The sequence below is a fragment of the Solibacillus sp. FSL W7-1436 genome, from assembly GCF_038007305.1.
Classification (GTDB): domain Bacteria; phylum Bacillota; class Bacilli; order Bacillales_A; family Planococcaceae; genus Solibacillus.
Map to the genome: position 1 here is coordinate 3,500,021 of NZ_JBBOWV010000001.1, position 26,805 is coordinate 3,526,825.

25 protein-coding genes, 1 pseudogene and 1 riboswitch are annotated in these 26,805 nt (G+C 37.1%); of the genes and pseudogenes, 3 read left to right on the forward strand and 23 right to left on the reverse strand.

Annotation, left to right across the window (positions count from 1 at the left end):
* Nucleotides 1-37 precede the first annotated feature (37 nt).
* Entirely contained in the window at nt 38-1,609 is a 1,572-nt protein-coding gene (locus MKX73_RS17310; protein ID WP_340718530.1) for an MFS transporter, read from the reverse strand.
* Nucleotides 1,610-1,620: 11 nt separating this feature from the next.
* On the reverse strand, nt 1,621-2,487 hold the full coding sequence (locus MKX73_RS17315) for an alpha/beta fold hydrolase (protein WP_340718531.1): 867 nt from the start codon (nt 2,485-2,487) through the stop codon (nt 1,621-1,623).
* Nucleotides 2,488-2,670: 183 nt separating this feature from the next.
* Here MKX73_RS17315 and MKX73_RS17320 point away from each other — a divergent pair, with 183 nt between their 5' ends.
* Nucleotides 2,671-4,470 (forward strand): V4R domain-containing protein, encoded by a 1,800-nt coding sequence (locus MKX73_RS17320; protein WP_340718532.1) that lies wholly within the window; start codon nt 2,671-2,673, stop codon nt 4,468-4,470.
* A 391-nt stretch (nt 4,471-4,861) separates the two neighbouring features.
* On the opposite strand, the gene MKX73_RS17325 is transcribed toward MKX73_RS17320, so the two are convergent.
* Nucleotides 4,862-5,077: a hypothetical protein gene (locus tag MKX73_RS17325; RefSeq protein ID WP_340718533.1), complete on the reverse strand. Its 216-nt coding sequence runs from the start codon at nt 5,075-5,077 to the stop codon at nt 4,862-4,864.
* Between the two features lie 347 nt (nt 5,078-5,424).
* Between MKX73_RS17325 and MKX73_RS17330 the strand changes: the two genes are divergently transcribed.
* Nucleotides 5,425-5,733, forward strand: coding sequence for a DUF5658 family protein (locus tag MKX73_RS17330; RefSeq protein ID WP_340718534.1), 309 nt, complete (start codon nt 5,425-5,427; stop codon nt 5,731-5,733).
* A gap of 115 nt (nt 5,734-5,848) precedes the next feature.
* Here the strand turns inward: MKX73_RS17330 and MKX73_RS17335 are convergent, their stop codons facing one another.
* From MKX73_RS17335 to MKX73_RS17425, 19 genes and pseudogenes are all read right to left on the reverse strand, one after another.
* On the reverse strand, nt 5,849-8,332 hold the full coding sequence (locus tag MKX73_RS17335) for an EAL domain-containing protein (RefSeq protein ID WP_340718535.1): 2,484 nt from the start codon (nt 8,330-8,332) through the stop codon (nt 5,849-5,851).
* A 275-nt stretch (nt 8,333-8,607) separates the two neighbouring features.
* The gene (locus tag MKX73_RS17340; RefSeq protein WP_340718536.1) at nt 8,608-9,204 is read right to left on the reverse strand and encodes a CAP domain-containing protein; all 597 of its coding nucleotides are present in this window, start codon (nt 9,202-9,204) and stop codon (nt 8,608-8,610) included.
* Between the two features lie 419 nt (nt 9,205-9,623).
* Nucleotides 9,624-11,129, reverse strand: coding sequence for an S-layer homology domain-containing protein (locus MKX73_RS17345; RefSeq protein WP_340718537.1), 1,506 nt, complete (start codon nt 11,127-11,129; stop codon nt 9,624-9,626).
* Nucleotides 11,130-11,465: 336 nt separating this feature from the next.
* Nucleotides 11,466-12,959 carry a glycerol kinase GlpK gene (glpK, locus tag MKX73_RS17350; RefSeq protein ID WP_340718538.1) on the reverse strand — a complete coding sequence of 498 codons (1,494 nt, stop codon included), beginning with the start codon at nt 12,957-12,959 and terminating at the stop codon, nt 11,466-11,468.
* A 20-nt stretch (nt 12,960-12,979) separates the two neighbouring features.
* Nucleotides 12,980-13,777 (reverse strand): MIP/aquaporin family protein, encoded by a 798-nt coding sequence (locus MKX73_RS17355; RefSeq protein ID WP_340718539.1) that lies wholly within the window; start codon nt 13,775-13,777, stop codon nt 12,980-12,982.
* A 172-nt stretch (nt 13,778-13,949) separates the two neighbouring features.
* Entirely contained in the window at nt 13,950-14,516 is a 567-nt protein-coding gene (locus tag MKX73_RS17360; protein ID WP_340718540.1) for a glycerol-3-phosphate responsive antiterminator, read from the reverse strand.
* Between the two features lie 113 nt (nt 14,517-14,629).
* On the reverse strand, nt 14,630-16,273 hold the full coding sequence (locus MKX73_RS17365; RefSeq protein ID WP_340718541.1) for a glycerol-3-phosphate dehydrogenase/oxidase: 1,644 nt from the start codon (nt 16,271-16,273) through the stop codon (nt 14,630-14,632).
* Nucleotides 16,274-16,492: 219 nt separating this feature from the next.
* Entirely contained in the window at nt 16,493-16,696 is a 204-nt protein-coding gene (locus MKX73_RS17370) for a zinc ribbon domain-containing protein (RefSeq protein WP_008403962.1), read from the reverse strand.
* A gap of 123 nt (nt 16,697-16,819) precedes the next feature.
* The gene (locus tag MKX73_RS17375) at nt 16,820-17,239 is read right to left on the reverse strand and encodes a DUF4279 domain-containing protein (protein WP_340718930.1); all 420 of its coding nucleotides are present in this window, start codon (nt 17,237-17,239) and stop codon (nt 16,820-16,822) included.
* Between the two features lie 45 nt (nt 17,240-17,284).
* Entirely contained in the window at nt 17,285-17,764 is a 480-nt protein-coding gene (locus tag MKX73_RS17380; protein WP_340718542.1) for an NUDIX domain-containing protein, read from the reverse strand.
* Nucleotides 17,765-17,987: 223 nt separating this feature from the next.
* The gene (locus MKX73_RS17385; protein WP_339171353.1) at nt 17,988-19,283 is read right to left on the reverse strand and encodes an NCS2 family permease; all 1,296 of its coding nucleotides are present in this window, start codon (nt 19,281-19,283) and stop codon (nt 17,988-17,990) included.
* 110 nt (nt 19,284-19,393) lie between these two features.
* Nucleotides 19,394-19,493: riboswitch (purine riboswitch) on the reverse strand.
* Between the two features lie 256 nt (nt 19,494-19,749).
* The gene (locus MKX73_RS17390) at nt 19,750-20,775 is read right to left on the reverse strand and encodes an LCP family protein (RefSeq protein ID WP_340718543.1); all 1,026 of its coding nucleotides are present in this window, start codon (nt 20,773-20,775) and stop codon (nt 19,750-19,752) included.
* Nucleotides 20,765-20,851, reverse strand: a pseudogene (locus MKX73_RS17395) (sigma-70 family RNA polymerase sigma factor); the annotation flags it as partial. The gene MKX73_RS17390 and the pseudogene MKX73_RS17395, both read right to left, overlap by 11 nt.
* 65 nt (nt 20,852-20,916) lie before the next feature.
* On the reverse strand, nt 20,917-21,639 hold the full coding sequence (istB, locus tag MKX73_RS17400) for an IS21-like element helper ATPase IstB (protein WP_340716815.1): 723 nt from the start codon (nt 21,637-21,639) through the stop codon (nt 20,917-20,919).
* Complete coding sequence (gene istA / locus MKX73_RS17405; RefSeq protein WP_340716814.1) at nt 21,632-23,053, reverse strand: IS21 family transposase; 1,422 nt, start codon at nt 23,051-23,053, stop codon at nt 21,632-21,634. The genes istB and istA overlap by 8 nt, the downstream gene beginning before the upstream one ends.
* Before the next feature lie 83 nt (nt 23,054-23,136).
* Nucleotides 23,137-23,661, reverse strand: a complete 525-nt coding sequence (locus MKX73_RS17410; RefSeq protein WP_340718544.1) for a sigma-70 family RNA polymerase sigma factor — start codon at nt 23,659-23,661, stop codon at nt 23,137-23,139.
* A 205-nt stretch (nt 23,662-23,866) separates the two neighbouring features.
* Complete coding sequence (locus tag MKX73_RS17415; RefSeq protein ID WP_340718545.1) at nt 23,867-24,556, reverse strand: polysaccharide deacetylase family protein; 690 nt, start codon at nt 24,554-24,556, stop codon at nt 23,867-23,869.
* A gap of 61 nt (nt 24,557-24,617) precedes the next feature.
* On the reverse strand, nt 24,618-25,043 hold the full coding sequence (locus tag MKX73_RS17420) for a DUF4181 domain-containing protein (RefSeq protein WP_340718546.1): 426 nt from the start codon (nt 25,041-25,043) through the stop codon (nt 24,618-24,620).
* Nucleotides 25,044-25,144: 101 nt separating this feature from the next.
* Complete coding sequence (locus MKX73_RS17425; RefSeq protein ID WP_340718931.1) at nt 25,145-25,693, reverse strand: GNAT family N-acetyltransferase; 549 nt, start codon at nt 25,691-25,693, stop codon at nt 25,145-25,147.
* A 159-nt stretch (nt 25,694-25,852) separates the two neighbouring features.
* Between MKX73_RS17425 and MKX73_RS17430 the strand changes: the two genes are divergently transcribed.
* Complete coding sequence (locus MKX73_RS17430; RefSeq protein WP_340718547.1) at nt 25,853-26,125, forward strand: YesK family protein; 273 nt, start codon at nt 25,853-25,855, stop codon at nt 26,123-26,125.
* 132 nt (nt 26,126-26,257) lie between these two features.
* Here MKX73_RS17430 and MKX73_RS17435 read toward each other — a convergent pair whose 3' ends face one another.
* On the reverse strand, nt 26,258-26,458 hold the full coding sequence (locus MKX73_RS17435) for a phosphate starvation-inducible protein PhoH (RefSeq protein WP_340718548.1): 201 nt from the start codon (nt 26,456-26,458) through the stop codon (nt 26,258-26,260).
* Nucleotides 26,459-26,805: the final 347 nt, after the last annotated feature.

The window sequence follows — 26,805 nt, forward strand, 5'->3', positions numbered from 1 at the left end:
ATTTTTACCGATCAATTGATAGCGCTTTCAAAAGTTACTATACTTCTTCCAAAACCGTGTTTTGCTGAACATTTAATTCCGGTACTTCAACCGACATTGGTTTTAGTTTCAATAAACCAAGACTTATTAATGCAATAACAATAAATAATGCGAGGTTAATAATGCCTAATGTTTGAATACCGGCAGCTACACTTTCCATGTTCGCTGTTGAAAGCAGCTCAGCGAATTGGACATTTGCCTGTCCTAAAATAGAATCTAACGCCGTCGGAATCTCACCTGTAGTTTTTGCTTCGATTAACTGCATCGTTTGCTCAGCATTCAACCCTAAATCCGCTGCAGATTCCGTAATAGCACTATCGAATCCGCGGGAAGTTGATAACCCGTAGATTGTTAATCCTAACGTTGAACCGATTGGCAATCCTAAATCTTTAAATAATGTGAATGTACCTGTACTAACACCTTTTTTATCTTCCGGTGTATAGTTAATAACAATTTTCATTAACGAAGCATTTAATAGGCTTGAACAGATACCTACAAAAGCCATGACTACTAAAATTGTCATTAATGAAGATGTCATATCCACACGCAGATATAAAACAATGCCGACAAATCCAGATATAATAGATAGATAAACTAGGTATATTGGATTAAAGCGATCCAATAAGTAACCAATGAGCGGGGAAATTACCATAGCTGTTGTAAATAATACAGTTGTAATCATCCCTACCTGCAGTGCAGAAACATTCGGGTTATCTGCCGCTAAGAATGTTAACGACATTAATATGCTTAACATCATAAAATTCTGTACTGCAATTAAAATTGATGGAATATAGACGCCCTTCATTTTGAGCAATTTCAGATCGACTGTCGGATTTTTCTCTTTCTTTTGCATTTGCAGGAACACCATAAGCATAATTACAAATGCGACAGCTCCTCCAATTAGCCAACTCACCCCAAAATTCGTATAAATTAAAGGAAGGCCAACAAGCAGTGTAATGGCCGTCATAAAGATCGTTACACCTTTATAATCAAGCTCTGATTTTTTACCTCTTTCACTCTTCGGTACAAATATACTTATGAGAATTAATCCGATCAGTGATAAGAATGCGCTTACAGCATATACCGATCTCCAGCCCCATGTTTCGATTAATGCTCCTGAAATTGCGCCCCCTGTGCCGGTTGCAATATATGAAAATAGCATGAATAAACCGATAGCCTTACCTCTTTTTTCTGTTGGAAACAACTCAGGAATATAGGCAAAAACATTCGGGAAAATTAATGCATAACCAACACCTTGAAATAAAGCCCCTACAAGATAAAACGATACGTGTGGTGTGAACACTTTAAGAGATTGTGCCAGGATAAAAATGATCAGACCTGCAACGATTACTTTCTTTCTCCCTATTTGATCGCCCAAACGTCCAAATAATGGTGACAAAGCAATTGCAGCAGCACTCGCCAACAATGTTAACACGCCGCTATTTGCAACACTAATTCCAAAATCAGCACTAATATAGGGTACTGCTGGCGTACTAAAAGCGTTTGCTTCCAGTGCAACAAATATCCCAAGCAACAGGACGACATAAATAAACCATGAATTTTTCCTCATCAATTCACCTCTTATTTAGTTAATTGTACTTCTGAAGCTTGACTAAAGAATTGATTAACTAACTGGATGAAACGGTCGTACTTTTCAATTTGTACCCAATGACCACATTGTTTTAATAAGACAAGTTCGGCATTTGGAATATGTTCAAGCACCGATAGGCTCGAGCTGTGTGGTACAAATCGATCTTCGTAACCATGAATTAATAAAACTTGCTGTTTGATGCGGCGCAGTGCACTTGGTGGAATCGTTAACTCATGCGGTAATGTCGCGAACAAAGTAGGATATAGTTCACGTGTTTCCGGCTGCATAATATTTTCATAACGCATTTTCACAATTTCCTCCAATTGGTCGCCAACAACGGACTCATCATACATAAACCAAGTAATTAAATTTCTGAACGCCTGAATTGTCGGATCTCTAAAGAATTGTGTCATACGAACAATTTCCGGTGTTGGTCCACTATTCGGAGCACCGCCACCGCTTCCCATTAAAACGACTTTATCAAAACGGCTTTCATCATACATCAGCGCATTTAATGAAACGACCCCACCCATTGAATTCCCTACTAAGTGAGCCTTTTCAATATTGTTATAGTCCATAATTTCAAGTATTTGTCTTACGCGAGCAGTAGTCCATTCCCAAAATGTGATCTTCGTGTCTTCCGGTAAATCTGTTTTACCGAACCCGATCATGTCGGGTGCAATTACATGAAACGTTTCACTTAACTTATTCAGTACACGACTCCAGTTTGACTCGGAATTAGCGCCTGGACCTGAGCCATGTAAGAATATAATCGTCTCACTATTCCCGACCCCACCTTCACAATAAAAACTATTAAAACTACCCGTATTTACTTTTTTCGTTTCATAACTGCCCATCTTTCATAACCCCCTAAAATTTTTTAACGCCGTCACGTTATTAACTCTAGATTAACGAATTTTTTTATCGAGTTTAAGAGTATTTTTCATTTTTATTTTTAAATTTTCTGATAATTTTCATTGTACTATTTCATTCATCCTTTAAAATATAACTAACGATGTTTTGTAATAAAGAGGGGGAGAATGAGATTGGTCGTCAACACATCAAATATATCAACTGATTTGATTATTACATCACAAGGATTTGGGTTAATGAGAAAGGCTTTAATCGAAAATATAGGTGTAAAAAGGGCAAATTCCTTTTTATTTCATTTTGGAAGAGATTTGGGTGTTTCCAAAGCGGAAGAATTAATGCGCAACTATTCATCTGTCGAAGATTTAATAAACCTTTCTTCTGAAGTCCACCGGAATCTTGGTCAAGTATCCGGGATTGAGGCACTTGGTAGAATTACGAAGTTAACTGACGGCACATTGGCATTTGAGGAGGTATACGGCAAATGGTTCGATTCATTTGAAGCAAAATTGCATCTCGAACATTTTGGGCTATCTTCACAATGTGCTTGTTATACGCTCAGTGGATTTGCCAGTGGCTATTTATCAACGATTTACAATGAAGAGATTTATGTAATCGAAACAAAATGTCAAACGATGGGCTATCCTGATTGCAGCTTCGAAATCAATTCGAAACGATTCTGGATAGAAAAACAGCCGGATAATGATATATTCAAACAAAATCCTACAATTTTTGAGGAGCTTTCATTAACTTATGATAATCTGCTTAATCAAAAAAGAACGTTAAATAAAGTGTTAACTTATCACAGTCAGCTATCAGATTGTGTTGTGAAAGAAGATAGTTTAAATCATGTATTGTCAACAGCATATGACCTGCTCAATATCCCCATCATTATAAAAAACATTCACAACAAAATCGTGGCTGTCAGAGGCATTACAGAAGAGGAATACGCAAAAATAAATACATCTTCCAAAAATAGAACAACCCTTAACAGGCACAATGAAACAATGTATGAAAAAATCGGTACTTTTTATGAAATGTCGACCCCTATCAACTTAGACCATAAAAAATTTGCTACTTGTTCTTTTATTTATAATAAAGATCAGGCAGTCGATGATAATGATTATTTATTTTTAGAACGGCTAGCTTCCGTAGCGACTCTTTGCTTCATGAAAGAAAAAATTAGTTTCGAAACGACAGAACGGCTGAAAATATCCGTCCTGGATCAATTAATTAATCAGCAACATGCTTCCCTTAATGAATTTCCTTCTCATCTTAATTATATTTCGAACAATATTGAAGGACCCTATTATATCCTGAAAATAAAAATTGTTGATACAAAAAATCAGTATTTACTAAGTGATTCGTATGATCAATTGCTACAGCTCTCCCAGGCATTTAAATTATTTTATATTGATGCATTACTTACGCTTCTGCAAAATGATATTGTAGTGCTGATTTACAATGGAAAACCAATGGATTTACTAACTAAAGAGTTACAAAAGGTTGTTGCCCAAATTCAGAAAAACAATCCGGATCTACACTATAAAATAGGCATCAGCATACAATCTTTATCATTAACTAACCTCCCTCATTATGTGAAACAAGCCAACCATGCTGTTAATTTGCCGCGAAATAAAACGATCATTACGTATGATGAAATCGGTATATTGGGGAACTTTTTAAGTAATACAGATCTCGATACCATTAAACAAATAGCTATGGAGGAACTTAAGGGTTTATTAAAAAAAGACAATGAAGAACTTCTGTATACCCTTTATAGATATCTAATCAATGGGAAACACCTTGAAAAAACAATGCAGGATCTATCATTATCAATGGGCGGACTTCAGTACCGGATCCGGAAAATAGAAGATATAACAGCAAAAAATTTAAAAGAATTTTCAACTGCTTCGTATTTATTATTATTAATTGAATCCTTAATTACACTGGGAGAGTTAAAATGGTGAGCTGTAATTTCGTATAGCTGCCATACTTTTGTGGTGCATAACTTATTTTCTATTTAAAAGGGGCCGGGCCATAAACCAAAAATACTATTTTTCTCTCAGAGAAAAATAGTATTTTTTTGCTGAACGTTAAAATTGATTTCCATTCCGGGACGCTTTCCGCGGGCGTGGCCTGAGCCTGTAGTCTCAGGCGTCACGCTATTCCCGCAGGAAGCTTTGCTTGTAGCGAAAGGCGTAGCCGTCAGCTACACTCGCCCTGCATTCCAATCAATTTTTCAAATATCCGTTTTTTAACAATGTCTTTCCTCTTATTTAACGGTTATTCTACTTATGTCCCGGCCCCTTTTAGTATGTAGTTATTTTAATGCAGGGAAATTAAATTTAAACATATGTATTATCGAGCAGTACCCCGCCATTTTTGTAAATGTCCTTCTACCGAATGAGTGTTATTAACAACATCTAGTATTTCTGAACTTAATGCTACATCATTTGCTGCCATTACTAATTGATCGGATACAGGTATTTCTGCTTTTTGACTACTTTTCTTTTCTGCAATTGTACTACCTAGCATTGCCTTGATTGTGTGAGCTTCTACACTGTTTACATTCATGCGAAATTAGTCCCCTTCTATTTCTATCATTTTTTTCCTTTTTTAAATTATAGCCTACTTGCACTACTTTTCTCTCGGTTGATTCTGTGTATATTTTCTCATTTATGTACATTTTTCGGATAATTAACAAAACTATTAGATTATATATTTGAATAGTTTTTTTATTTTTTCAATTTTATTTAATACATAAGTATTGATAATATCGCGATCTGTATAAATACCACACGCAATTGATTTCTGATCAAGCTGTATAAAAATGGTCACTTAAGTAGAAACTTATCTAAAGCTGGAGAGATTAAGAAGAATGTAGATAAGGTGAGCTTGTATTCGAGCGATGAGTGGTAGTAATGAAAAACTTGTTCAATATTAAACGAATGTTGTTGGCAATTTTATTTTTAAATCTAATTGATGGGATTTGTACAGCTTGGGGACTCAGTAATGAATGGATTGAAGAAGCGAACCCACTGATGAGTGCGTTTTCTCCCTTAACAATTCTTGGAATAAAAGTCGCCTTATCCGGCGCGATTTTGTTACTGTGGAAATCAAATTTTCCAACAAGGTTAACGAATGTTTGGAGAGTTGTTCTTACTTTCGTCATGTTTTTGTATACCGGGATCTTTATTCTGCACATGTCATGGATATCAATGTTGGGGTAGAAAACGACTCAAAAAAAGTGCTGCAAACCCTTATACTAAGGATTTTGCAGCAATTTTTAATTCATTGGACTTTCTTTAGAACGTAACATATTAACAGGTAATTTAATTGATGAATTCAGTTTAAAAAGGAATGCTCAAACTCCTCAATCGGGCATGGTTTGCCAAAGTAATAGCCTTGAATATACCGGCAATTTTCCCCTAATAGAAAATCCAATTCTTCTTTTGTTTCGACACCTTCTGCGATCACTTCCAGCTTTAGTAGCTGCGCCATCTTTATCATGGCGGATGTAATTGTGGCGTTTTCTGGTTTATGGGAAATATCCCGGATAAATGACTGATCTATTTTTACGCCATCTATTTTAAATAACTTCAAGTAGTTAAATGATGAATAACCCGTTCCAAAGTCATCGATATAAATTTTTACGCCCATCTCTTTTAAATCCAACAGTGTTTTCTGGACAGTTTCTTCGTTAAGCATAATCGAGTTTTCGGTAATTTCGATTTCTAACCATTTGCCTTCTAACTCATATCTTTTTAACAATCCACTGATTTCTTCAGCAAACCCTTGCTGTAAAAATCGTTTGGAACTAATATTTACACTTATCGGAATAAGCGGCAGCCCGGCATTTCTCCATGCAACCAGCTGTTCACAAACCCTTTTCTTCATCCATTTTCCGATTGCGATTATTAATCCCGTTTCTTCAGCAATCGGAATAAAAAGTCCCGGCGAAATTAATCCATGTTCCGGACGATCCCATCGTACAAGCGCTTCTGCACTCACAATTTTCCCGGTTAATGCGTCTACTCTCGGTTGTAGGTAGGCAACTAGTTCATCATTCATAATTGCTTTTCTTAAATCCCGCTCCATCACGAACGACTGGTAATTTTCCTGGTTCATCGAAGAATCATAAATTTGATACATATTCCGACCAAACTCTTTCGCCTTATAGAGCGCCACATCCACTCTTTTCATCAGTTCCGTTACATTGGCATCATTCGATGGATAAAAATCAATTCCGATACTTGCTGTTAAAAGCAATTCCGAACCTTGCACATAGAAGGGATTTTTTAAACTTTCTAATATGTTTTGCGCAATTTCGATTACTTCATCATTCGTTTCGACAGTCGGGCAAAGAAGCATTAATTCATCGCCGCCCATGCGAGCTACATGAAACTTGTCTTTAAAAGGATTGGTGTTCAATCTAACTGCAATTTGCTGTAATAATTCATCGCCTACAGCATGCCCTAATGTATCATTAATCGATTTAAACCGATCCAAATCCAAGGATAAGATCGCCATCTTTTTTTCATTTTCTTCCGCAAGTTTTAGCGATTCCTGAATTTTTTGTTCCATCCACCGACGATTAGGTAAACCTGTCAATTCATCATGATGTGCTAAAAATGCATTGCGTTCCTGCACCAGTTTTTCATCTGTAATATCTTTTCCGATTGAATAGATAACGTCTATTTCATTATCAATAATCATTGGAACTAATGTTACATTTAAAAATCTTCGCTGGCGGTTATTCTTTACTTCAAACTCAAAAAATTGAACCTCTCCTTGTAATACCTTTTCTAAGTAAGCTGCAATTACAGGGCGTTCTTCCTCAACGGTAATATCAATTATATTCGTTTTCCCAAACATTGTTTCATCTATACCGAGTAGTTTCAATGTATTTGCATTCATATGTAAAATGGTACCTTCTATATCCAGCATCGTAATATATTCATGACTGTAGTTTATTAATGACTGGTACCGTTCTTCATTTACTTTCAATTGCTTCTGAACTTCTCTAAACTGTGAAAAATCATGAACCGTTCCAACGATTTCTGTTACTTCCCCATTCTGGCGGACAGGCTCGATATCGACAAAAATAAGTTTGCCGCCCAACTCTATCTCATACTGTACTTTCTTGCCTTTGAGCGCTTTTGTATACATTTTCTGTTTCAATTTGGCAATGTCTTGTTCAAATACATCAAAAGGTGATTTGGATAAAATCATTTCGGCACTCGCTCCGATTTCATCCATCAGTTTTCCTTCAGACATGGTATATTTCAATGTACCGTCCTGCTCTTTTCGCACTTTGAAAATACCATTTTGCAGATTTTGAAATGTCCGTATAAAATTCAGTTTAAACTGGGTTTCCATCTGTTTATTTTCAGTAATATCCGTTTGGAAACTAATGAAATAATACGGCTGTCCTTGTTCATCAAGAATCGGCACAATGATTTCAAACACCCAGAAAACAGTGCCATCCTTGGCTCTATTTTGAATTTCACCACGCCAAGTATTCCCGCTTTTGATGGTTTGCCACAGTTGCATGAAAAACTCTTTAGAGTGAAATCCGGAATTAACAACTCTATGATTTTGTCCAATAATTTCTTTTTTCTTAAATTTTGATAGTAGGCAGAAATTATTATTTACATAAATTATTGTGCCGTCATAATTTGTAATCGTAATATTTGTTGTTTCATTCATAGCATTTAAAATATCATCGAGCATTTTATAGACAATGTTAGATTCCCTAATTTTTTTTGTATCAAAAGAAGTAGTGAAGAAATCGCTAATTTCATCTCTAATATTTGATATTTCTTTCATATTAAAACTCATATATTCACCTATTATTTCGCAATATTTCTAATTCACTATATTATTCATTATTATATTACTTATTTTAACCTAGGAATGCATTAGTAATTTACAATGTTATGACATGTTACCTAAAAAAGTGAAAATGAATTTTTACGCGATTGATACGAATATAATTTTCTCAAAAAAGGAAAACGAGCGCTGATTCTTTTTACAGAATCGCACTCGTTTTTTGTTGATTTTAAAATAGAACGTAATCAGAATTATTATGTTTAATTAATTATTTATTTTTTGATAAACATTTGAGTCCAGTAGTGACCATCTTCAACGTAGCCTACACCTATATGCGTAAATTTCGCATCCATAATGTTTGCTCGGTGACCTGAACTATTCATCCATGCATCCATAACTTGCGCCGCTGTTTTTTGACCTTTTGCAATATTTTCACCTGCTGCTGTATAGCTGATATTGAATTTTTTCATCATATCAAATGGTGAGCCGTAAGTCGGGCTTGTATGGCTGAAATAATTTTTGTCGTGCATATCCTGTGATTTATACTTCGCTACACGCGCTAGTTCCCAATCGATTTTAAGCGGTGCTAAACCTTGCTGTGCACGTTCTTTGTTTACCAGGCTTACGACTTGCTCTTCTACTGCCTGCTGTTGATTTTCTGAAATAGTAATTTTATCTCCGACATAAATCATATCCGGATTTTTTAATGTAGGGTTTAAAGCAATTAATTCGCTTAGCCCGATTTGATTTTTGGAGGCAATCTTCCAAAGTGTGTCCCCGCTTTTTACTGTATATGTAGCTGCAGATGCAGATGCTGGTAGAGCAAATAGCAACATACCAAAGATCAATACGATACTTTTTTTCAACATGAGTGATTCAATCCTTTCTAGATGTCTATAACAAGATTACTAGAGAAAGACTGTAAAATCATTAGGGAATGAATGGCGCTTCTTTTGCAAACCCATAACAAATATTACAATTATGACAATCCGCTTGTAAGTATCCTCTGCAAAACACTGAATTCATAAAAAGGGGCCAGGACATAACCCAAAAATACTATTTTTCTTACAGAGAAAAATAGTGTTTTTTTGCTGAGCGTTAAAATTGATTTCCATTCCGGGACGCTTTCCGCGGGCGTGGCCTGAGCCTGTAGTCTCAGGCGTCACGCTATTCCCGCAGGAGTCGCCCTGCATTCCAATCAATTTTTCAAATATCTGTTTTTTAATAATGTCTTTTCTCTTATTTAACGGTTATTCTACTTATGTCCCAGCCTCTGTTCACTGGATTTCTAATGATCCGGTTCCATCGACTTGAAGATACTTACATTCACAATGGATCCGATTCGCTCAACCTTTACATATAATCCTAGCCAGACAATTGTATAACAGTCAGTACCATCACAGGATTTTTCCGTTATTTTATGCTCGAAATCAATATCGACGATCCCTTCCTGCTGTCCGGACGCAGTCGCTCGAAACACATTTGTTCCCGGGTCTCTAGTAACTGTAACTATTTGCTCCGCATCTTTTGTTCGGATTGTATGTTTGCCTATATTGTATTTGGCCCCCATATCGACTTGATCAGAAGTCTGTTCTTCGATAACTCGAATCTCATAATTGAAACTGGCTTGATTCGGTGCAGCTTCGATTCCATACCTCGCTTCTTCACCATCTTTAAAATAAACCGTTGCAATATACTGACCTTGCTGTTTAATATCGAAGCAAACCGAATAGCCGTATTGGCAATGTTCGAACTTTAGACTTGAAGACACATGATGTCCATCCATTGTGTAAAGAGTAATTTTTTCGACATCCTGACTTGTTCGATTTCGTGATTCATCTAAAACTGCTAACTCTGCTTCAGTAGCATGGAAAGTCTCTTTTTCCTCCAGCGTCGGTTTCAATTCGCCGTTCTCTTCTTTTATATGAACATAATATTTTTTATTGACCGTCTTGTTTTCCTTCAATCCCCGTACAATCAAGGTACCGGTACCTTCTTTGAACGGTACTATCTGAATTTTATCTTCAGTTTCGCCCGAAAACAGTACTTTTCCTTTCACCAATATTCCGTGATATACGGCAGAATCAATTTTCTCATCTTCTATCCATTCGATCTCTTCCAAATCCATTTCAGCTGGCCCTATTGTCATCATTGGCGGTTTCAAGTCTTCCGTCGCTTTCAGCATTTTTGCTGCTTGACCCCTTGTGATGAAAGCATTCGGGCTGAATTTATCAGAGGACGTCCCTCCAACAATGCCGAATTTATAAAGTATTAAAATATTATCGGCATGTGATGTTAAATAGTAATATGGTATAACATCTTTGAATGGGTTGGCCATATCATGTGCCGAGATATTATAGCGTGGCAAATCGAACGCTTTGACAAGTATTGAAGCCATCTGTCCCCGCTTGATCGGATCATTCGGTCCGTATCGTCCATCCCCGTATCCGCTGATTATCCCATGTTCAGCCATTGCTGCAATCGCTTTATAGTAGCCGTTTGAAGTGGTGACATCCTCAAATCCCGGGTCCAATACGTTTGAAGTGTCCAATTTGATCATTTTCGTAATGATGGCCGCTGCCTGTCCTCTCGTAATCGTGTTGCCGGGTTTAAACGTCCCGTCCGGATATCCTCCAATAATGTTGCGTTCCGTCAATTCATAAACAGCTCCGGCAAAGTATTTTGACGGCGGTACATCTGAAAACTGCTTTGTTGTGGCGGCAAATGTACCGGCTAAAGACAGGCTACATGCTAAAAATAGTACCGTTAACATGGCCGTTACTCGTTTCCTCATCCTCTCGCTCCCTTTCGTTTCCTAAATTTTATTATTCATTTCCCTGATTTATAGCGGTTCACTCGCTTCATCTAGTCACCCGACTGTTTCTGCCCATTTCGGCAGCGAGCAATTTCCAAACCTTATTTTTTTCGTAATTTGCTGTACTGACGGAAAAAATGGAAATTAGTTTCATTTTTCAAACAAATTATTTTGATAAATACCTAATAGGTTTTATACAATAAAAAAACTGTATAACCAGCTAAATCGCTCGTCATACAGTTATACTGATTATTCATTTAAAAAGTTCATGTTGCATTGGGTAGCAAGCGATGTTCAAACGAATAGCTTACCCAACTATTTAAAAGCCTGTGCTGCCTTAACCGCTTTGCCCCAGCCAGTATATAAAGATTCGCGCTCTTCTTCGCCCATCTCCGGCTCGAATTTATGATCTAAATTCCAGTAGTTTGAGATGTCATCCAATGTCTCCCAATAGCCTACTGCTAAACCAGCCAAGTACGCTGCGCCTAAAGCCGTTGTTTCATTTACAACCGGGCGATCTACCGGCACATTTAATAGGTCTGACTGGAATTGCATTAGGAAATTATTTTTCACTGCGCCGCCGTCAACACGTAATGTGCTTAACGGAATTCCTGAATCCGCTTCCATTGCACCTAATACATCGCGTGTTTGATAGGCAAGTGACTCAAGTGTCGCACGCACAAAATGCTCTTTTTCTGTACCGCGCGTTAAACCGAATACTGCACCACGCACATCCGAATCCCAATAAGGTGTACCTAACCCAACAAATGCCGGTACCACATATACGCCTTCTGAAGATGTTACACGTGCTGCATAGGCTTCACTTTCTTCCGCTTTACGGAACATGCGTAAGCCGTCACGCAGCCACTGGATAGCAGAGCCCGCTACGAAGATACTACCTTCCAGCGCATACGTTACTTTGCCGTCCAAGCCCCATGCGATTGTTGTTAATAAACCATGATCAGATTTCACCGCTTTTTCACCTGTGTTCATTAACATAAAGCAACCAGTGCCATATGTATTTTTCACCATTCCTTGCTCGAAGCAAGCTTGCCCGAATAATGCTGCTTGTTGGTCGCCCGCAATACCTGCGATTGGAATTTCCTGACCGAAAAGATTATCTGCATCTGTATGACCGTATACTTCAGAAGAAGGACGAACTTCCGGAAGCATCGAAGCCGGAACTGTTAAAATATCAAGTAGCTCTTCATCCCATTTCAAATCATAAATATTGAACATTAATGTTCGGGATGCGTTTGAATAATCGGTTACATGCACTTTACCGTTCGTTAATTTCCAAATAATCCATGTATCGATCGTACCGAATAAGAGATCCCCATTTTCCGCTTTTTCACGAGCGCCTTCTACATTGTCTAAAATCCACTTTACTTTTGTTCCCGAGAAGTACGCATCAATGAGCAGCCCTGTTTTATCACGGAACGTATCATTCAAGCCACGCGCTTTTAAATCTTCGCAAATTCCTGCTGTTTGTCTTGATTGCCAAACGATTGCATTGTAAATAGGCTGACCTGTATGTTTATCCCATACAACTGTCGTTTCACGCTGGTTTGTAATGCCAATTCCTGCAATTTGATTAGCAAGTATATTTTTCTCTGATAATACTGTTGCAATACAAGATAGCACGGAAGACCAAATTTGTTCCGGGTTATGCTCTACCCAACCAGATTCCGGGAAATATTGCGGGAACTCCTGCTGTGCTGTATGAAACACTGTTCCATTTTTATCAAATAAAATTGCACGAGAACTTGTAGTACCTTGGTCTAGCGCCATCATATATTTTTCTGTCATTCTCAAATCCTCCTACTCTTCTACTCTTCTACTTTCGATACTGTCATTTGTGCAGCTACGAAAACCGCCGCTACGATTACGCTGAAAATCCAGAATAATGTTGCATCTGCTCCATTCCAGATGAAGCTAAAGAATACGGCTCCGTAAACACCACCAATAATTGGGGCAACTACAGGTACCCATGCATACCACCAAGCTGAATCTCCTTTACCTGGAATCGGTAAAAGTGCATGTGCAATACGCGGACCTAAGTCACGGGCCGGGTTGATCGCATAACCTGTTGGACCACCCAATGCCATACCAATGACAACAATTAAAATACCGACTAAAAACGGATTTAATCCTGCTGTTATTTCGTTTGTCCCTAACGCTAAAATCCCTAAAACTAATGCAAATGTGCCGACCATCTCAGCAATCATGTTGGAAGGAATATGCTTTACTGCAGGAGTTGTTGAGAATACGCCAAGTTTTGCACCTTTGTCTTTTGTGCCTTTCCAATGCGGTAAATAAACAAAGTACACTAACACAGCACCTAAAAACGCTCCAAGCATTTGTGCTGCGATAAACAATGGCACATCCGCCCATGCAAAATTGCCAATTGTTGCGAACGCAATTGTCAATGCCGGGTTCAAGTGTGCTCCGCTAATGCCCCCTACTGCATAAGCTGCCATTGCTACGGCAAAGCCCCATGCAAAAGTGATAACGACCCAACCGCCACCTTGACCTTTTGATTTGTGCAATGAAACACCTGCTACTACGCCGCCACCGAATAATATTAGCAGCATCGTGCCGACTAACTCGGCTGTAAATGTTGACATTCCATAACCTCCTTAGCTCATGTATATTCCGTTAATAAAATACTTAGAAGAAAAAAAAGTCCGCATGTAACAAATTGTTTTACGAATTTACGTAAAACAATGTTACATGCGGACTCCTTTACTCAACCGCGTATTTATTGACTTAGTAATCATAATAGTTTGAAATTATCCATTAGTCAACAACTTTTTGAAAACGTTTCCACAATTCTTTATTGGAGGTAGTAATCGCAATTGCACCTGCAGCAAATGCCTGCTCAATTTGCTCGTCCGTCCGAATCAGGCCGCCCGTTATAACCGGAATCCCTGTCTGTATAGACACTTCCTTAATCATATCTGGGATGACTCCCGGAAGTAATTCAATAAAGTCCGGTGCCGTTTGTTCAAGGAGTGAATAGCTTTTTTCCAGCGCGATTGTATCGATCAAAAAGACACGCTGTATCGCTAGAATACCGCGGGATTTCGCTTTCAAAATCATATTGGAGCGGGTAGAGATAATGCCTGCAGGGCGAATATCGTTACATAAATAATCCGCCGCAAAATTATCCGTCTTCAGACCATGTATTAAATCCGCATGAATAATTAATTTTTTACCATGACGGTCGGCCTCTTGTTTCAGCGAGCGCAAATGACTTAAGTGCACTTCAAGCAATACGATATATTCGAATTCACTTTTAACTACTTTATCAAACTGTTTAATTGTCCGGGCAGCCGGAATAATTTTCTGATCATTAAAAGGCATAACATCCTCCTATATTTAGAACTCTGTTTATATTAATATGGCTCATCGGGTGCGTTAATTCAAATTTCCCACGCATTCGATGAGCCAAAATTATATCACAATATTATTTTACATTATTTTGCGGTTGTTGCACGCTTAATTTCAATGTTCAATAGTTCTGTAAACTCCGATAATTGGGCGTCTGTCCAGTTTAACTGCTGAGCCATATGTGCTATGACAGCATCTTTATGGGCAAGTACCGATGCGATATTAAAGAACATATTACCCGTACGGCGCACAAAGAAATCGACAGGTGTCGTCACAAGTTCATGTTCGATACCGTATTGGAGCTGTGCAAATAAAGCTTTTGGCATCGTGTCGTCTGCTTTTTCTAAATAGCTGAATACTTTTTCAACATTCGAACCGTAATGCTGAGCCAAATACGCCGCTTCTTCTTTCGTTAAGCCCGCTTTCACACCCAGCTCTGTCTTTTTCGAAATAAATGTTTGGATATGTTTTGAGCCGCCTACTTCACCACCGGAAATCGGGATGTTTTTCGTAATACAAGGCTTGCTTTCTACACCGAATTCCGCTTTTAGGCTCGCTGAAATTTTATTTACAACTGCTTCCGCCATTTTACGATAGCCTGTTAATTTACCGCCCGCAATTGTCACTAAGCCTGAAGCAGATTCCCATACTTCATCATGACGGGAGATTTCAGATGGTCCTTTCCCTTCTTCATGGATTAACGGACGTACTCCAGCCCAGCTTGATTCAATATCCGCATCCGCCACTTTTACGTCCGGGAACATATAGTGAATGGCATTCATAATGTAATCGCGGTCGGATTGTTCGATATCCATATTTCGCGGATCTCCTTCATAAAACGTATCCGTTGTACCGACATATGTTTTCCCGTTACGTGGAATTGCAAATACCATACGGCCATCCGGTGTATCAAAATAAACCGCCTGCTTTAACGGGAATTTCGACTCATCAAATACGATGTGCACACCTTTTGATAAAATTAAGTGTTTGCCGCTTGTTTTGCCTTCTATGCTACGTACATCATCTACCCATGGACCCGCGGCGTTCACGACTTTTTTAGCATGAATCTGAATTGTTTCATTCGATAGTAAATCGGTCGCTTCAATGCCGATAATCTTTTTCGCATCATTATATAAAAAGCCTGAAGCTTTCGTATAGTTTGCTAAAACGGCTCCTTTTTCGATCGCAGTTTTTGCCACTTCGATTGTTAATCGTGCATCATCCGTACGGTATTCAACATATACACCGCCGCCCAATAAATCGGTCTGCTTTACTAGCGGCTCTTTTTCCAATGTTTGCGCACTGTTTAACATGTAGCGGCGTTCTGATTTTTTTACCCCCGCCAGGAAATCGTACACACGTAATCCGACAGATGTAGAAAATTTACCGAATGTACCGCCTTTATGGAACGGCAATAACATCCAAACAGGTGTTGTTACGTGCGGACCATTTTCATACACGATCGCTCGCTCTTTTCCTAACTCGGCTACTTCTTTAATTTCAAATTGTTTTAAATAGCGTAAACCGCCGTGTACTAATTTTGTTGAACGGCTTGACGTACCTGCCGCAAAATCCTGCATCTCAACTAATGCGACCGACAATCCGCGCGTAATGGCATCAAGTGCAATCCCCACACCAGTAATACCGCCTCCGATTACTAAAACGTCATATTCCTTGCCCTGTAAATCATTCATGATGACTGAACGTTGTAAAGATGAAGCTGTTGACATAATAATTCCTCCTTAAATGTAGACAAAAAAAGAGAGACCTTAAAGCACCACACAAATATCGCTTTGTGCGTTCTTTAAGGTCTCTCTTTAACTCAAACCGGTCTATTAACTTGACCTTATCTTAACGCCACAGAAGAAAAAATGCAAGACATTTACATAATTAGTTCTGGATTTCGATCATTTAGGATCCGCTAAGTCTAAAAAACTACATTTATCTTTTTAACCAAAGAACAGGTCAAAAATATTCGAGGCTGAAGACGATTTTTTATTATAGAACTCTGAATATCCACAGTTATTGCAGTAAACGACTATAAACTGATTGTGCTGAACATCAAACATTTTGGATAACCCTGTACCGGTCATCGCCACTTCCTTCTTGCTCGCATCCTTACTTCCACATTTTATACAGCCTTTTTCAGACATATATTTTCCCCTCTCCCACTAAACGATTTGTTATACTTTCATACGGAATCGAGTTGAAAAAAGTTTCAGTAATTACGATTCAGCACAATAAATGGAATCCACGCTATCCTTAAAAACGCCTTTCTAATCGTTGTCATGATAAATATCGAATTCAAATTCCCCATTTACTTGATTGGCAAATTCAATTGCCTTTTTATTCATAACAAGCTCACGAGTCTGCTGACAATTAAAACAAATAACCGTAACTAATTTACATTTCAAATTGTAGTGATCTACATATTTTTTAATAATCTCTATTGAGTTATATAGTATATTTACAATGTCGTGAATTAGTTCCTCTGGATCGTTTGTCATTTTGTAATCTAACCCGTACACCCATGGCGTTTCAAATCTTACATGTTTTGTTTTACCCCGAATATATTCTTCACCTTTTCTGTATGCTTCTGTTGGAATGATTCCTATTTCTCTAGTGAATTCCTCCAAAGAAAAATCCTCTCCATATAAAGTAAAGTAGGCCCTCGTTTCTGTACAATAATCTTCCATTTTGAACACCTCAATTTTATCCTAGGACATTTTTTGATCTGACTTTCACTTCAAATAGAGTTTCTCCAGCCTGTAATCCTCAATCAATTCGATATTTCTTCTATTATCAATATAGTTCTTTATTTGCTGTTGGATATTTGGAATCAGCAAGATTGAACCCAATTCTTCTACAGGAATCCATTTCACCGCCGTTTGATTAAGATCTGGATATTCAGGCAATTTCGGGACCGAGTGATTCTTTAAAGTACAGTCAAAAATTAGATGGAGTCCATGTTTTCCATTCACATCATAATCACCGGATTGCTTATGCGGAGGAAACTCATAAATTAATGCTAACGGTCCAACTTCAACATCTGCCGTAGTTTCTTCAAACACTTCTCTTGCAACCCCCTCCATTATTGTTTCACCGGGTTCCAATCCTCCGCCTGGTAAATTATAATGGATTCCATTATCATCATACTCCACTAAAAGTACTGAATTATTTTCGATGATCAGTCCAGTACACCGTATTCTTACATGTGACATTTTCCCGCCTCATTTTCTTCTATTAGAATAAAATATTCGATAGCTTTTCCATTAGGTACATTTTTCTTGTTGAGTAACGATACCTTCTAAATTTTAACATAATTATCCAATTGAGTCTGATTTAATATCAATTCTTTAAATAGATTCAAAAAAATGAGCATGATTCTTGTTACAGAATCATGCTCTAGCTGAACTAACCTATTTCATTTATTTTGAAGCTCTTTTATACGATAAATGCAAAGTATAAAAGGAATAACAGGCAAAGCACATACATAATCGGATGTACTTCTTTAGCACGCTTTTGTGCGATCAGACAAATCGGATACAGCACAAAGCCTAACCCAATCCCGATAACCACACTAGAAGTCAGTGGCATCATAATAATTGTTAAAAATGCTGGAATAACGATTTCCAGCTTTGTCCAGTTAATTCGGCGGATTTCCATAGCCATCAATGCACCGACAATAATTAATGCGGCGGATGTTACTTCCACAGAAATAACGCTAACAAGTGGCGAGAAGAATAATGCAATGACGAAACATGCTGCAATAACGACTGATGTGAATCCGGTTTTTCCTCCAACGGCAATCCCGGCAGAAGATTCCACACTTGTTGCAGGTGTTGATGTACCTAATACAGCTCCAATTACACCGGCAGCTGAATCGGCAAGTAATCCTTTTCCGATATTCGGAATTTTATTGTCTTTCATCATACCTGCTTGGCTTGTCAGTCCAATTAAGGCACCTGCTGTATCAAAGAAAGCGACAATCAGGAACGTGAAAATTACTGTCAGGATTTCCGCTGTAAATATTTCATCTAAATGACCGAACACAACACCAAATGTCGGTTCAAGGCTTGGGATACTACCAATGATTGAAGATGGTACTTCGATCTTACCGAACAGCATCCCTATAATTGTCGTAATAACCATTGCGTAGAAAATACCACCGTTAATACCTTTTACTAACATAATGATCGTAAGGAAAATACCGAGAATGGCTAATAACGTCATTGGCGAAGTTAAATCGCCAATCGCCACAAATGTATCCGGATTACCAACGATAATACCACCGTTTTTCAATCCGACAAACGTGATGAAAAATCCAATACCAGAAGCGATTGCGAACTTTAAATCACTTGGGATAATATTAATAATTTTTTCACGGATTTTAAATAAACTTAATATCAAGAAGATGATGCCGGCAACAAAAACACCTGTTAAAGTGACTTGCCAATCAATCCCCATTCCGATACAAACTGTAAAAGTAAAGAAGGAGTTTAATCCCATACTCGGTGCAATCGCGATCGGGAAGTTCGCAAGTATACCCATTAGCAATGTGCCGATAATAGCAGTTAGCGCAGTTGCAGTGAATACAGCGCCATGATCCATGCCAGATTGACTTAGGATAATGGGATTGACGATCAAAATATAAGCAATTGATAAGAAAGTCGTGATCCCGGCAAGTGTTTCCGTTTTATACGAAGTACCCCGTTCTGCAAATTTGAAAAAGTTTTTCATGTTGTAATCTCCTAGTTGCTAGAATGTTAGCAATTAATTTATTATCCTAGAATAAAAAAAGCTTTGACCACGAATGGCCAAAGCTTCTCTACAAAATGGAATAAAAATAGAATTTATTTCCCATTCCTTGTAGTCAGCTATTATCGGTAGCTGGTAGAAACTTTCAAGCCATCTTCTTGAATTTATACAAGGTCTATTAGATTTTCTAAAAACAATAGTAGAATAATATCAAGTTAAATTTAACTCGTCAATAGAATAAACAACAATATTTATTTATTTTATTAATACATAAATATTCAAAAAAGGGCAAAAAATCAGTACTCATATTAAACTTCTCAGTAAGACGATAATTTTATTCGTAATACCATGATTATGCATGAACTTAAATAAGTGAAGAATTTAAGACGATTAAATCATTCAATTTAAAAAGACTCGATTCCAATTGAGGAAATCGAGCCTCTCATAACTATTTGAAGGTAGTTAACTCTTTTGAGACTGCCTTTAGAAACTCATTATCAAACCTGTAAATGTGTTTGCCTTCTGTATTACTTATTGTGATTGCATCATCGATCATTCCGCCGCTTAAGGATATTTGTTTGAAAGCTCTAATATCCTTATCTGACAACTGTATATCGCCTAATGATTTTGCTAATGATTCTTTTAACTTATTTGATGAAGTTTCATTTTCCGCTTTATCTATTACGGCTTCCATCAGCTTTAAAAGGTTCCCTTCATCAAGATTGTTCGGCTCTGTAGCGGCCATCATTAATGCTGCAATTCCTTCTCCAGTTAAATGATTTGCGCCTTTCTTAAATTCCAATACAGCTTGAGTTATCCCTCTTACTGTAATATCATCCTGCAAATGATACTCTACCCCACCAATAGAATCAATAAGCGAAGAAAAACTCGTGAGTTCAATCACTGCATGATAATCAATCGGTATATCAAAAAGATTAGAGACAATTGTATTCACATTTTTAGCGCCACCATAATTATATGCAAATAACAGTTTGTCGTTTAAAGTGGTCCCATCATTATTAACAGAGACAGGTACATATGTATCATAAGGAATCGATACTACTTTCACCATTTTTTTGTCTGTACTGTATGAAAGTAAAAGGTTGAGGTAAATTCGATCATCCATTTTTTCAGACTTAACCGTAATCAGAGTTGTTAACACTTTTGCCTCTTCTGTTCCTGTGGTGCCTGCAACTGTTGGATTCGTTTCTTTATTTAAACTAATGTTGCTTATTTCTTTATTAATCGTTCCAGGAAGCATTGACGGAAGGAATAAAAATAAACAGAGACCAACAATTAATAAAGCAGTTGTAATCGGGATGGTCTTGCTGGATAGAATCAATGATTTTTTTTGGATTTTACTTTTCTGTAAGCTATGGATTTTTTTGAATACTTCAGTCCGGTCCTCTTTCGTAAAATTCAATTCCTGATCTGAAATATCATTAAATTTCCCTCTGAATCGATTATCTTCCATTAAGTTCCGCCTCCTTTATCATCGGCTCTAACCGTTGCTTCGCTCTTCTTAATCGAGTTTTCACAGTATTTGTATTTTGCAAGAGAAAAGTGCAGAGAATTGCAACGAAAAATACAGAGTGTTGCCACCCGATTTTTTTCACTATTTTCTCGACAATGCATTTGTTAAACGGAAGCTCTGGCCCGTGTAGGAAATAATGTGGGCGTGGTGAATCAAACGATCCACCAGAGCTGCCGTTAAACGTGAATCCGAGAAAATGCGGTTCCACTGACTAAATTCTAAATTTGAAGTGATAATTAAGCTCTTTTGTTCATAGAACTCTGAAATAATTTGAAACAGTAATTCTGCTCCTTCTTTGCCGAAAGGTAAATAACCCATTTCATCTAAAATCATTAAATCAACTTTCTCTAATTTACTTCTAAACTGCTTCAATTTCCCCGTATGTAGGGCGTGCTCTAGCTCCTCAACTAAATGCGATACACGATAAAAACGTACTTCAAATCCATGCTCACAAGCCTTTCGGCCAAGGGCAGAAGCTAAATGTGTTTTACCTGTTCCAGGTGCGCCAACTAAAATGACATTCTCTTTTCTTCGAATAAAATCTAGCTGTTCTAACTCATCTTTCGTTAAATGGCTAGGAAAACAAATATCTTTATGCCACTGGTAGCTTTCTAGCGTTTTTGTATCAATGAAACGAGCTTGTTTCAAGTTACGTGCTATTTTTGCTTGTTCTCTGCCAAGCTGCTCTTTTAATAAAACTTGATACAGATATTCTTCCGGCTCAGTAAAAGGCACTTCTTTAATTGCTTCTGCTACATATGCTAATCTCAATTGCTTACAGAGTGTTAAAATATCTTCATTCATGATTTAACACCTCCGTCCCTTTTGGGGATAAGGCATCATATTCTGTCCAATTAACACCGTAAGGATGTTCAGTTTCTTCAGCCTCACGGCCAATATAATTATAAAAATTTTGATCAATATCATTCATATCATGTGTAAGTAAAAGTGTCAGTAATTCATTAATCCGTTGTTTTCTTAACGCAAGTGAAGGAACTGTTAAATACTCTTTAATGCGCGTTGGCAGATAGATTGAGTAACGGGAATGCCCTACAACACGTGGTTTTTTCAACCAATCTTTTAAGATTTCCTTCCATGGAATAAAACGACGTTTTCTCATATAAGGTCGGGCATCAGATAATAAAATTTCTCCGTCATTTGTGATGACTTTATACGAATCCCAGTAGGTCACACAAGAAAGCTGGACGTAGTTTCTTGCTCTTGGCACATGAATCAAATGCCCATCAAGTTTGAATTCATTATATTTATTAAACTTGATTAAAAACTGCTTAAATACCGGATACGGTTTTTCAGGTAATTTGATTAATTGCTTTTGCTCGCGCTTCCACAGTTCATCAATCATTACTTCTTTTTTATAATGAACTCGTTGACGATCCTTGATTAATTGTTGTTCTAATTGATTCGTTAAATCTTCAAGATCCTTTATTACCGGAGGTAGGCTAAAGAAGTTATAACGAACATAACCTACTTTACCTTCCACATGACCTTTTTCATTTCCTTTTCGTGGGTTACATACTTGCACTTTGAACCCGTAATATTGTTGGAAATGTCGAAAGGCTTCTGTTAGTTGTGCCTCTGAATCGCCTTTTCTTACCTTTTTCACCGCAGGTGTTAAGTTATCAATTCGAATGCTCAATGGGACACCACCAGCCTGTTTAAATAACACTTGAAGTCCGCCTAAAAAGCATTCTAAATTTTCACCCGGCATCGGTACCGCAAATGCTGTATTACTTGCTGGAAATGACATGACCAATGCGTGAACATCAAGTATTTCGCCATCTTGAACAGCTTCCATAATCCCGAAATCTACTTGAGCTTCTCCTTCTGGATGTTCTAAACGTTCATGACCTTTGTCTATTTCGTCTTCTTGTGCTGCTTTCCATTCTTGAATGAAATTACAAAGTGTTCTATAGGAACCTTTGAAGCCCTTCTTTACTAAATCTTCAAACATTTTCTTATTTGTACGGCGTAACTTTTTCTTAAGTTTTAAATCCTCTTCTAACCAATCAATTACGATTTCTCCCCATTCTTCGTCGTACATCATGCCCGTTTTCAAATGAGTTTTCTCTTGAGGCAATTGATCTCCATCGCCATATTTTTTGGCAGTGCGCCAATTCACTTGCATTGTATTGGCAATTTCGGTAATAGATAGTCCTTTTTCATTTCGTAATGTTTTGATACAATTAACTTCAGACATTGCTAGCATCCTTTCTTACCTCCACTTTTTGGATTCGACACCTAAAAGAGTAGAGGGACTTGGGGTGGCTGGCAAGTCTTTTTTTATGCACAAAAATAGTGCAGGACTCTGTACAAATTCTTTGCACTAGTCTGCACTTTTATTTTGCAATAAACAGTATTTGCAGAGATACCTAAAACACCGGCAATTTCTTCTGTGTTTAATGAATTATAGTAGTAAAGATAAACAACTTCCCGATAGATTTTGGGAAGCGACAAAATGATATCTTTTATTTCTTCATCCTTATATTTATCAATTACGGTTTTTTCTATTGATGGTAGTACAGCCTTGGTTGTTTCATTTATAAAACTTTTAACCTGCACCATTTTGTAATGCCAGCTTTTTAAATAATCTTTGCATTCATTGATTGTTATACGATAGAGCCATGTTTTGATCTGCGCTTCAAATCGATAGGATTCCAGATTGTTATAGCATTTAATAAACGTATTTTGAACAAGGTCCTTCGCAATTTCTTTATCTCTCACATAGGAAAATGCAAGCCGCACCAGTTCATTCCCGTATTCAATCATGATTTTTTCCAGTAAATAATCCTTCTCTTCATTGTCCAATGTACTGCCCTCCTTACAATTAAATTTCAATTCTGCTATTAGACGATTGTCAATCCAATACAGGTTCAAATTCCCAAAAATATTTTATTATGTAAGTTCTCATACAAGTAAAATTGAAATAGAAAAAAACCTGTTTCTTAGATTTTCGAGTAATCATAGATACAGGCTTCATATTATTCTGTTTCTTACTATGATGCTAAAGAGATTATAGCGACTGAAGTTCATCCACTGTTACAAACCGATATTCTTCGTTCGTAAGCTCTTTTAAAATCGTTTCAACCACTTGCAATGTCCCGCCGGTTTGATCATACATGGGATGCAGCAAGATAATCGAGCCCGGTTGAATGTTTTCCATTACATAATTGATTTTTTCATCCACATTTGTATAATACGTTTCCGGATCCAACGACCACATAATCGTTTCCCTGTTGGTCTTATTTAAATAATACGGTAAGCCAACGAATTTTTTCCCGTAAGGCGGGCGAAAGTCAATTTCTCCCTCATACCCAATGCTTCGAATCAGCTCATCCGTTTTTTCTATTTCCTCTTCAATAAAAGAAGGCGATTTTAAAACCATTCTTTTATGTGAATACGTGTGATTTCCAATTTGATGCCCTGCTTCAACTAATTTTATTGCTTCCTCAGGATGCTTTTCAATTTCATCTCCGATAAGGAAAAACGTAGCTTTCGCCTTGTATACATCCAACAAAGGCAAAAGCTGATCCACATTCTTTGACGGACCGTCATCAAAAGTTAAAGCGATAACCTTCTCCTTTGTTTCCGCCTGGTAGGTCAACCCTCCAAATAATTGAAATGTTCTCAGTTTCGTAACTTGGAACAGCCCTGCACATATAAGTGCGAGTAATAAAACCGCTATTATTAACTTCTTTTTCATCAGTGGTTCACTCATTAGTAAGCATTAAGCGATAAATACGTTACTTTTGTAAAACAAACACTTACTGCCATGCCAATAATCCAAAAAAGTCTGTCGAAAATACTGCGAGTAAAAATAGAGAGATAACCACTAATTGTACTGCCGTAAAAATGTAGTCATTCTTGTTTGCCGCATATCTCTTCTCCATAACAATTCTGACTAGTTCCGTTACAATAATTAAGCCAAACAAAAGTATATATGGTTGCAGAAACCAGATGTGCTTTGAAGAATCTTGGCTAATGTTAATGAAGAAACCAAATAACATAACCACAATAAATGCTATTCTAATGGTCCAATCTATTTTTTTATGTTGTTTATTTACAAAGTGATTGGAGAAGATCTCTTTCTTCTCAACGTTTAGCCATTTTCTTAAAAACTTATTCATAAAAAATAGTACAAGTCCAAAAATTGATGATATTAAAATTAAATTTGCAAAAAAATTATCCATGAACTTTCACCTCTAATTTCCACTTCACAATTGCGTATTGAATAGTAACCTTTCCCTACCTTCTCTTTGTGTATTACAAGATGCTATATTAAATTTATCCCTTACCTCGAATTTATATAGTAAATGAGATGATCTTTCCACTCGTCAAATTCGTAAATAAATCCTTTTCTTATACATTCAAATTGCAGGCCGACACTTTCCGCTAACTTAATGGATGGGAAGTTATCCAGATTTATATGTGCTTCGATCCGGTGATAATTCAGTTTATCAAAAGCTAGTGTAAGTGCAGCTTTTACAGCTTCCTTTCCATATCCTTGTAACCAAAATTGGTTGTGGATCGTATAACCAAATCTTGCCCATTGAAATTCATCCCTCAACAATGTAGAAAAATCAACTGAACCAATATGCGCAAGATCCTCTTTTCGGAAAACCCCGAATATATAAACTTTATCTTCTGAAGCAAGTCTTTGATGACGATCTACCAAATCTCCAAACCAATCTTTTGTACAAATGCTCATATCTATTTCACCTTCATCGTATTGATGTTGTGACGGCAATCTATTTTCAAATGCGGATAACCACGATGTGTAATCTTCTTTTTCAAGGGGTCTTATATCCGTTTGGGCTAGAGAAATACAGCGAAAGCCGATATCTTCGGATTTAATTATTAGAAGTTATGAGTAATTCATTAAGCATTTTCCCTTTGCCCTTAAAGAAATGGAAAATTTATGTTAAAATTTTTACAGAATGAATTTTAGGGTATATAACAGTCATGTCAGTCGCGCAAAAACATAACAGGGGGTAATGAAGTGGATGCTTTGATGTTAGACGGATGGACTCCTTTATTATTGTTAGGAATTTTGTTTGCATTTATGATGTTTTTTATTGGCCGGAAAGTTTCGAAAAATATATTACTTTTAACCTCTGCTATAATGAGCCTGCTTTGCTTTGGGTTAATACTTTTTAGCATATTAGTTGTTGGTGGTTGGGAAGGTATGGGTCTAGGCTTCTTTGCGATTACTATTTTCATAGGGGTTTGGATAGGTACAGTTTTTGGTATTATTTATCAAAACACAAAGTAAGGGCTTTAATTGAACAAGCATTTTATACGCTCAGGTACAAATAAAACCTGAGCGTTTTTGCATTTTCTGAACTTGTCATATTATCCTGCCTTCGTATATCAACCAGGTCCTTTTTTTGAATGTTGCAGGTTTTTACAGCAATCGAGGCATTAGCCACCATACTACAATATAAATGCTCAATACTCCCCATGCTGTTGTTCCTATTATCCACCTAATAATAATTGGTGTAGCTGAACTATCATGAATTTTATCTCTCAAGCTTCTCATTTTAATTGCACATACAACCATTCCGGTGACGATGAGTACAATAACCAGGATTGATAATGCATCCAAAATTTAACCTCCAATCATCCTTGTTCGGTTGAATTCAGCTATGAAATCGCTGAAGTGATTCCAAAATTATACCTTACGATATTTAATGAGTCGAACCATTATCCATTTGTTGAAGAAGCACAGGCGATTACCATTCTTGTAGAAAAAAACGTCGATACGCTTAGAATGTATAAATCTTTAATCAAATAAGAAATAATTTAGTAATAGTAAAATTAGTGCTAAAGCAGAAAAAGAAAACAAAGCTATGTCGGTTTTACTTATCTTTTTATTTTCCATTAATCATTACCTTCTTCTATAATATTTCGAACACAAAATCTTCTATTCATGTGATAGCTATAAATACTGCT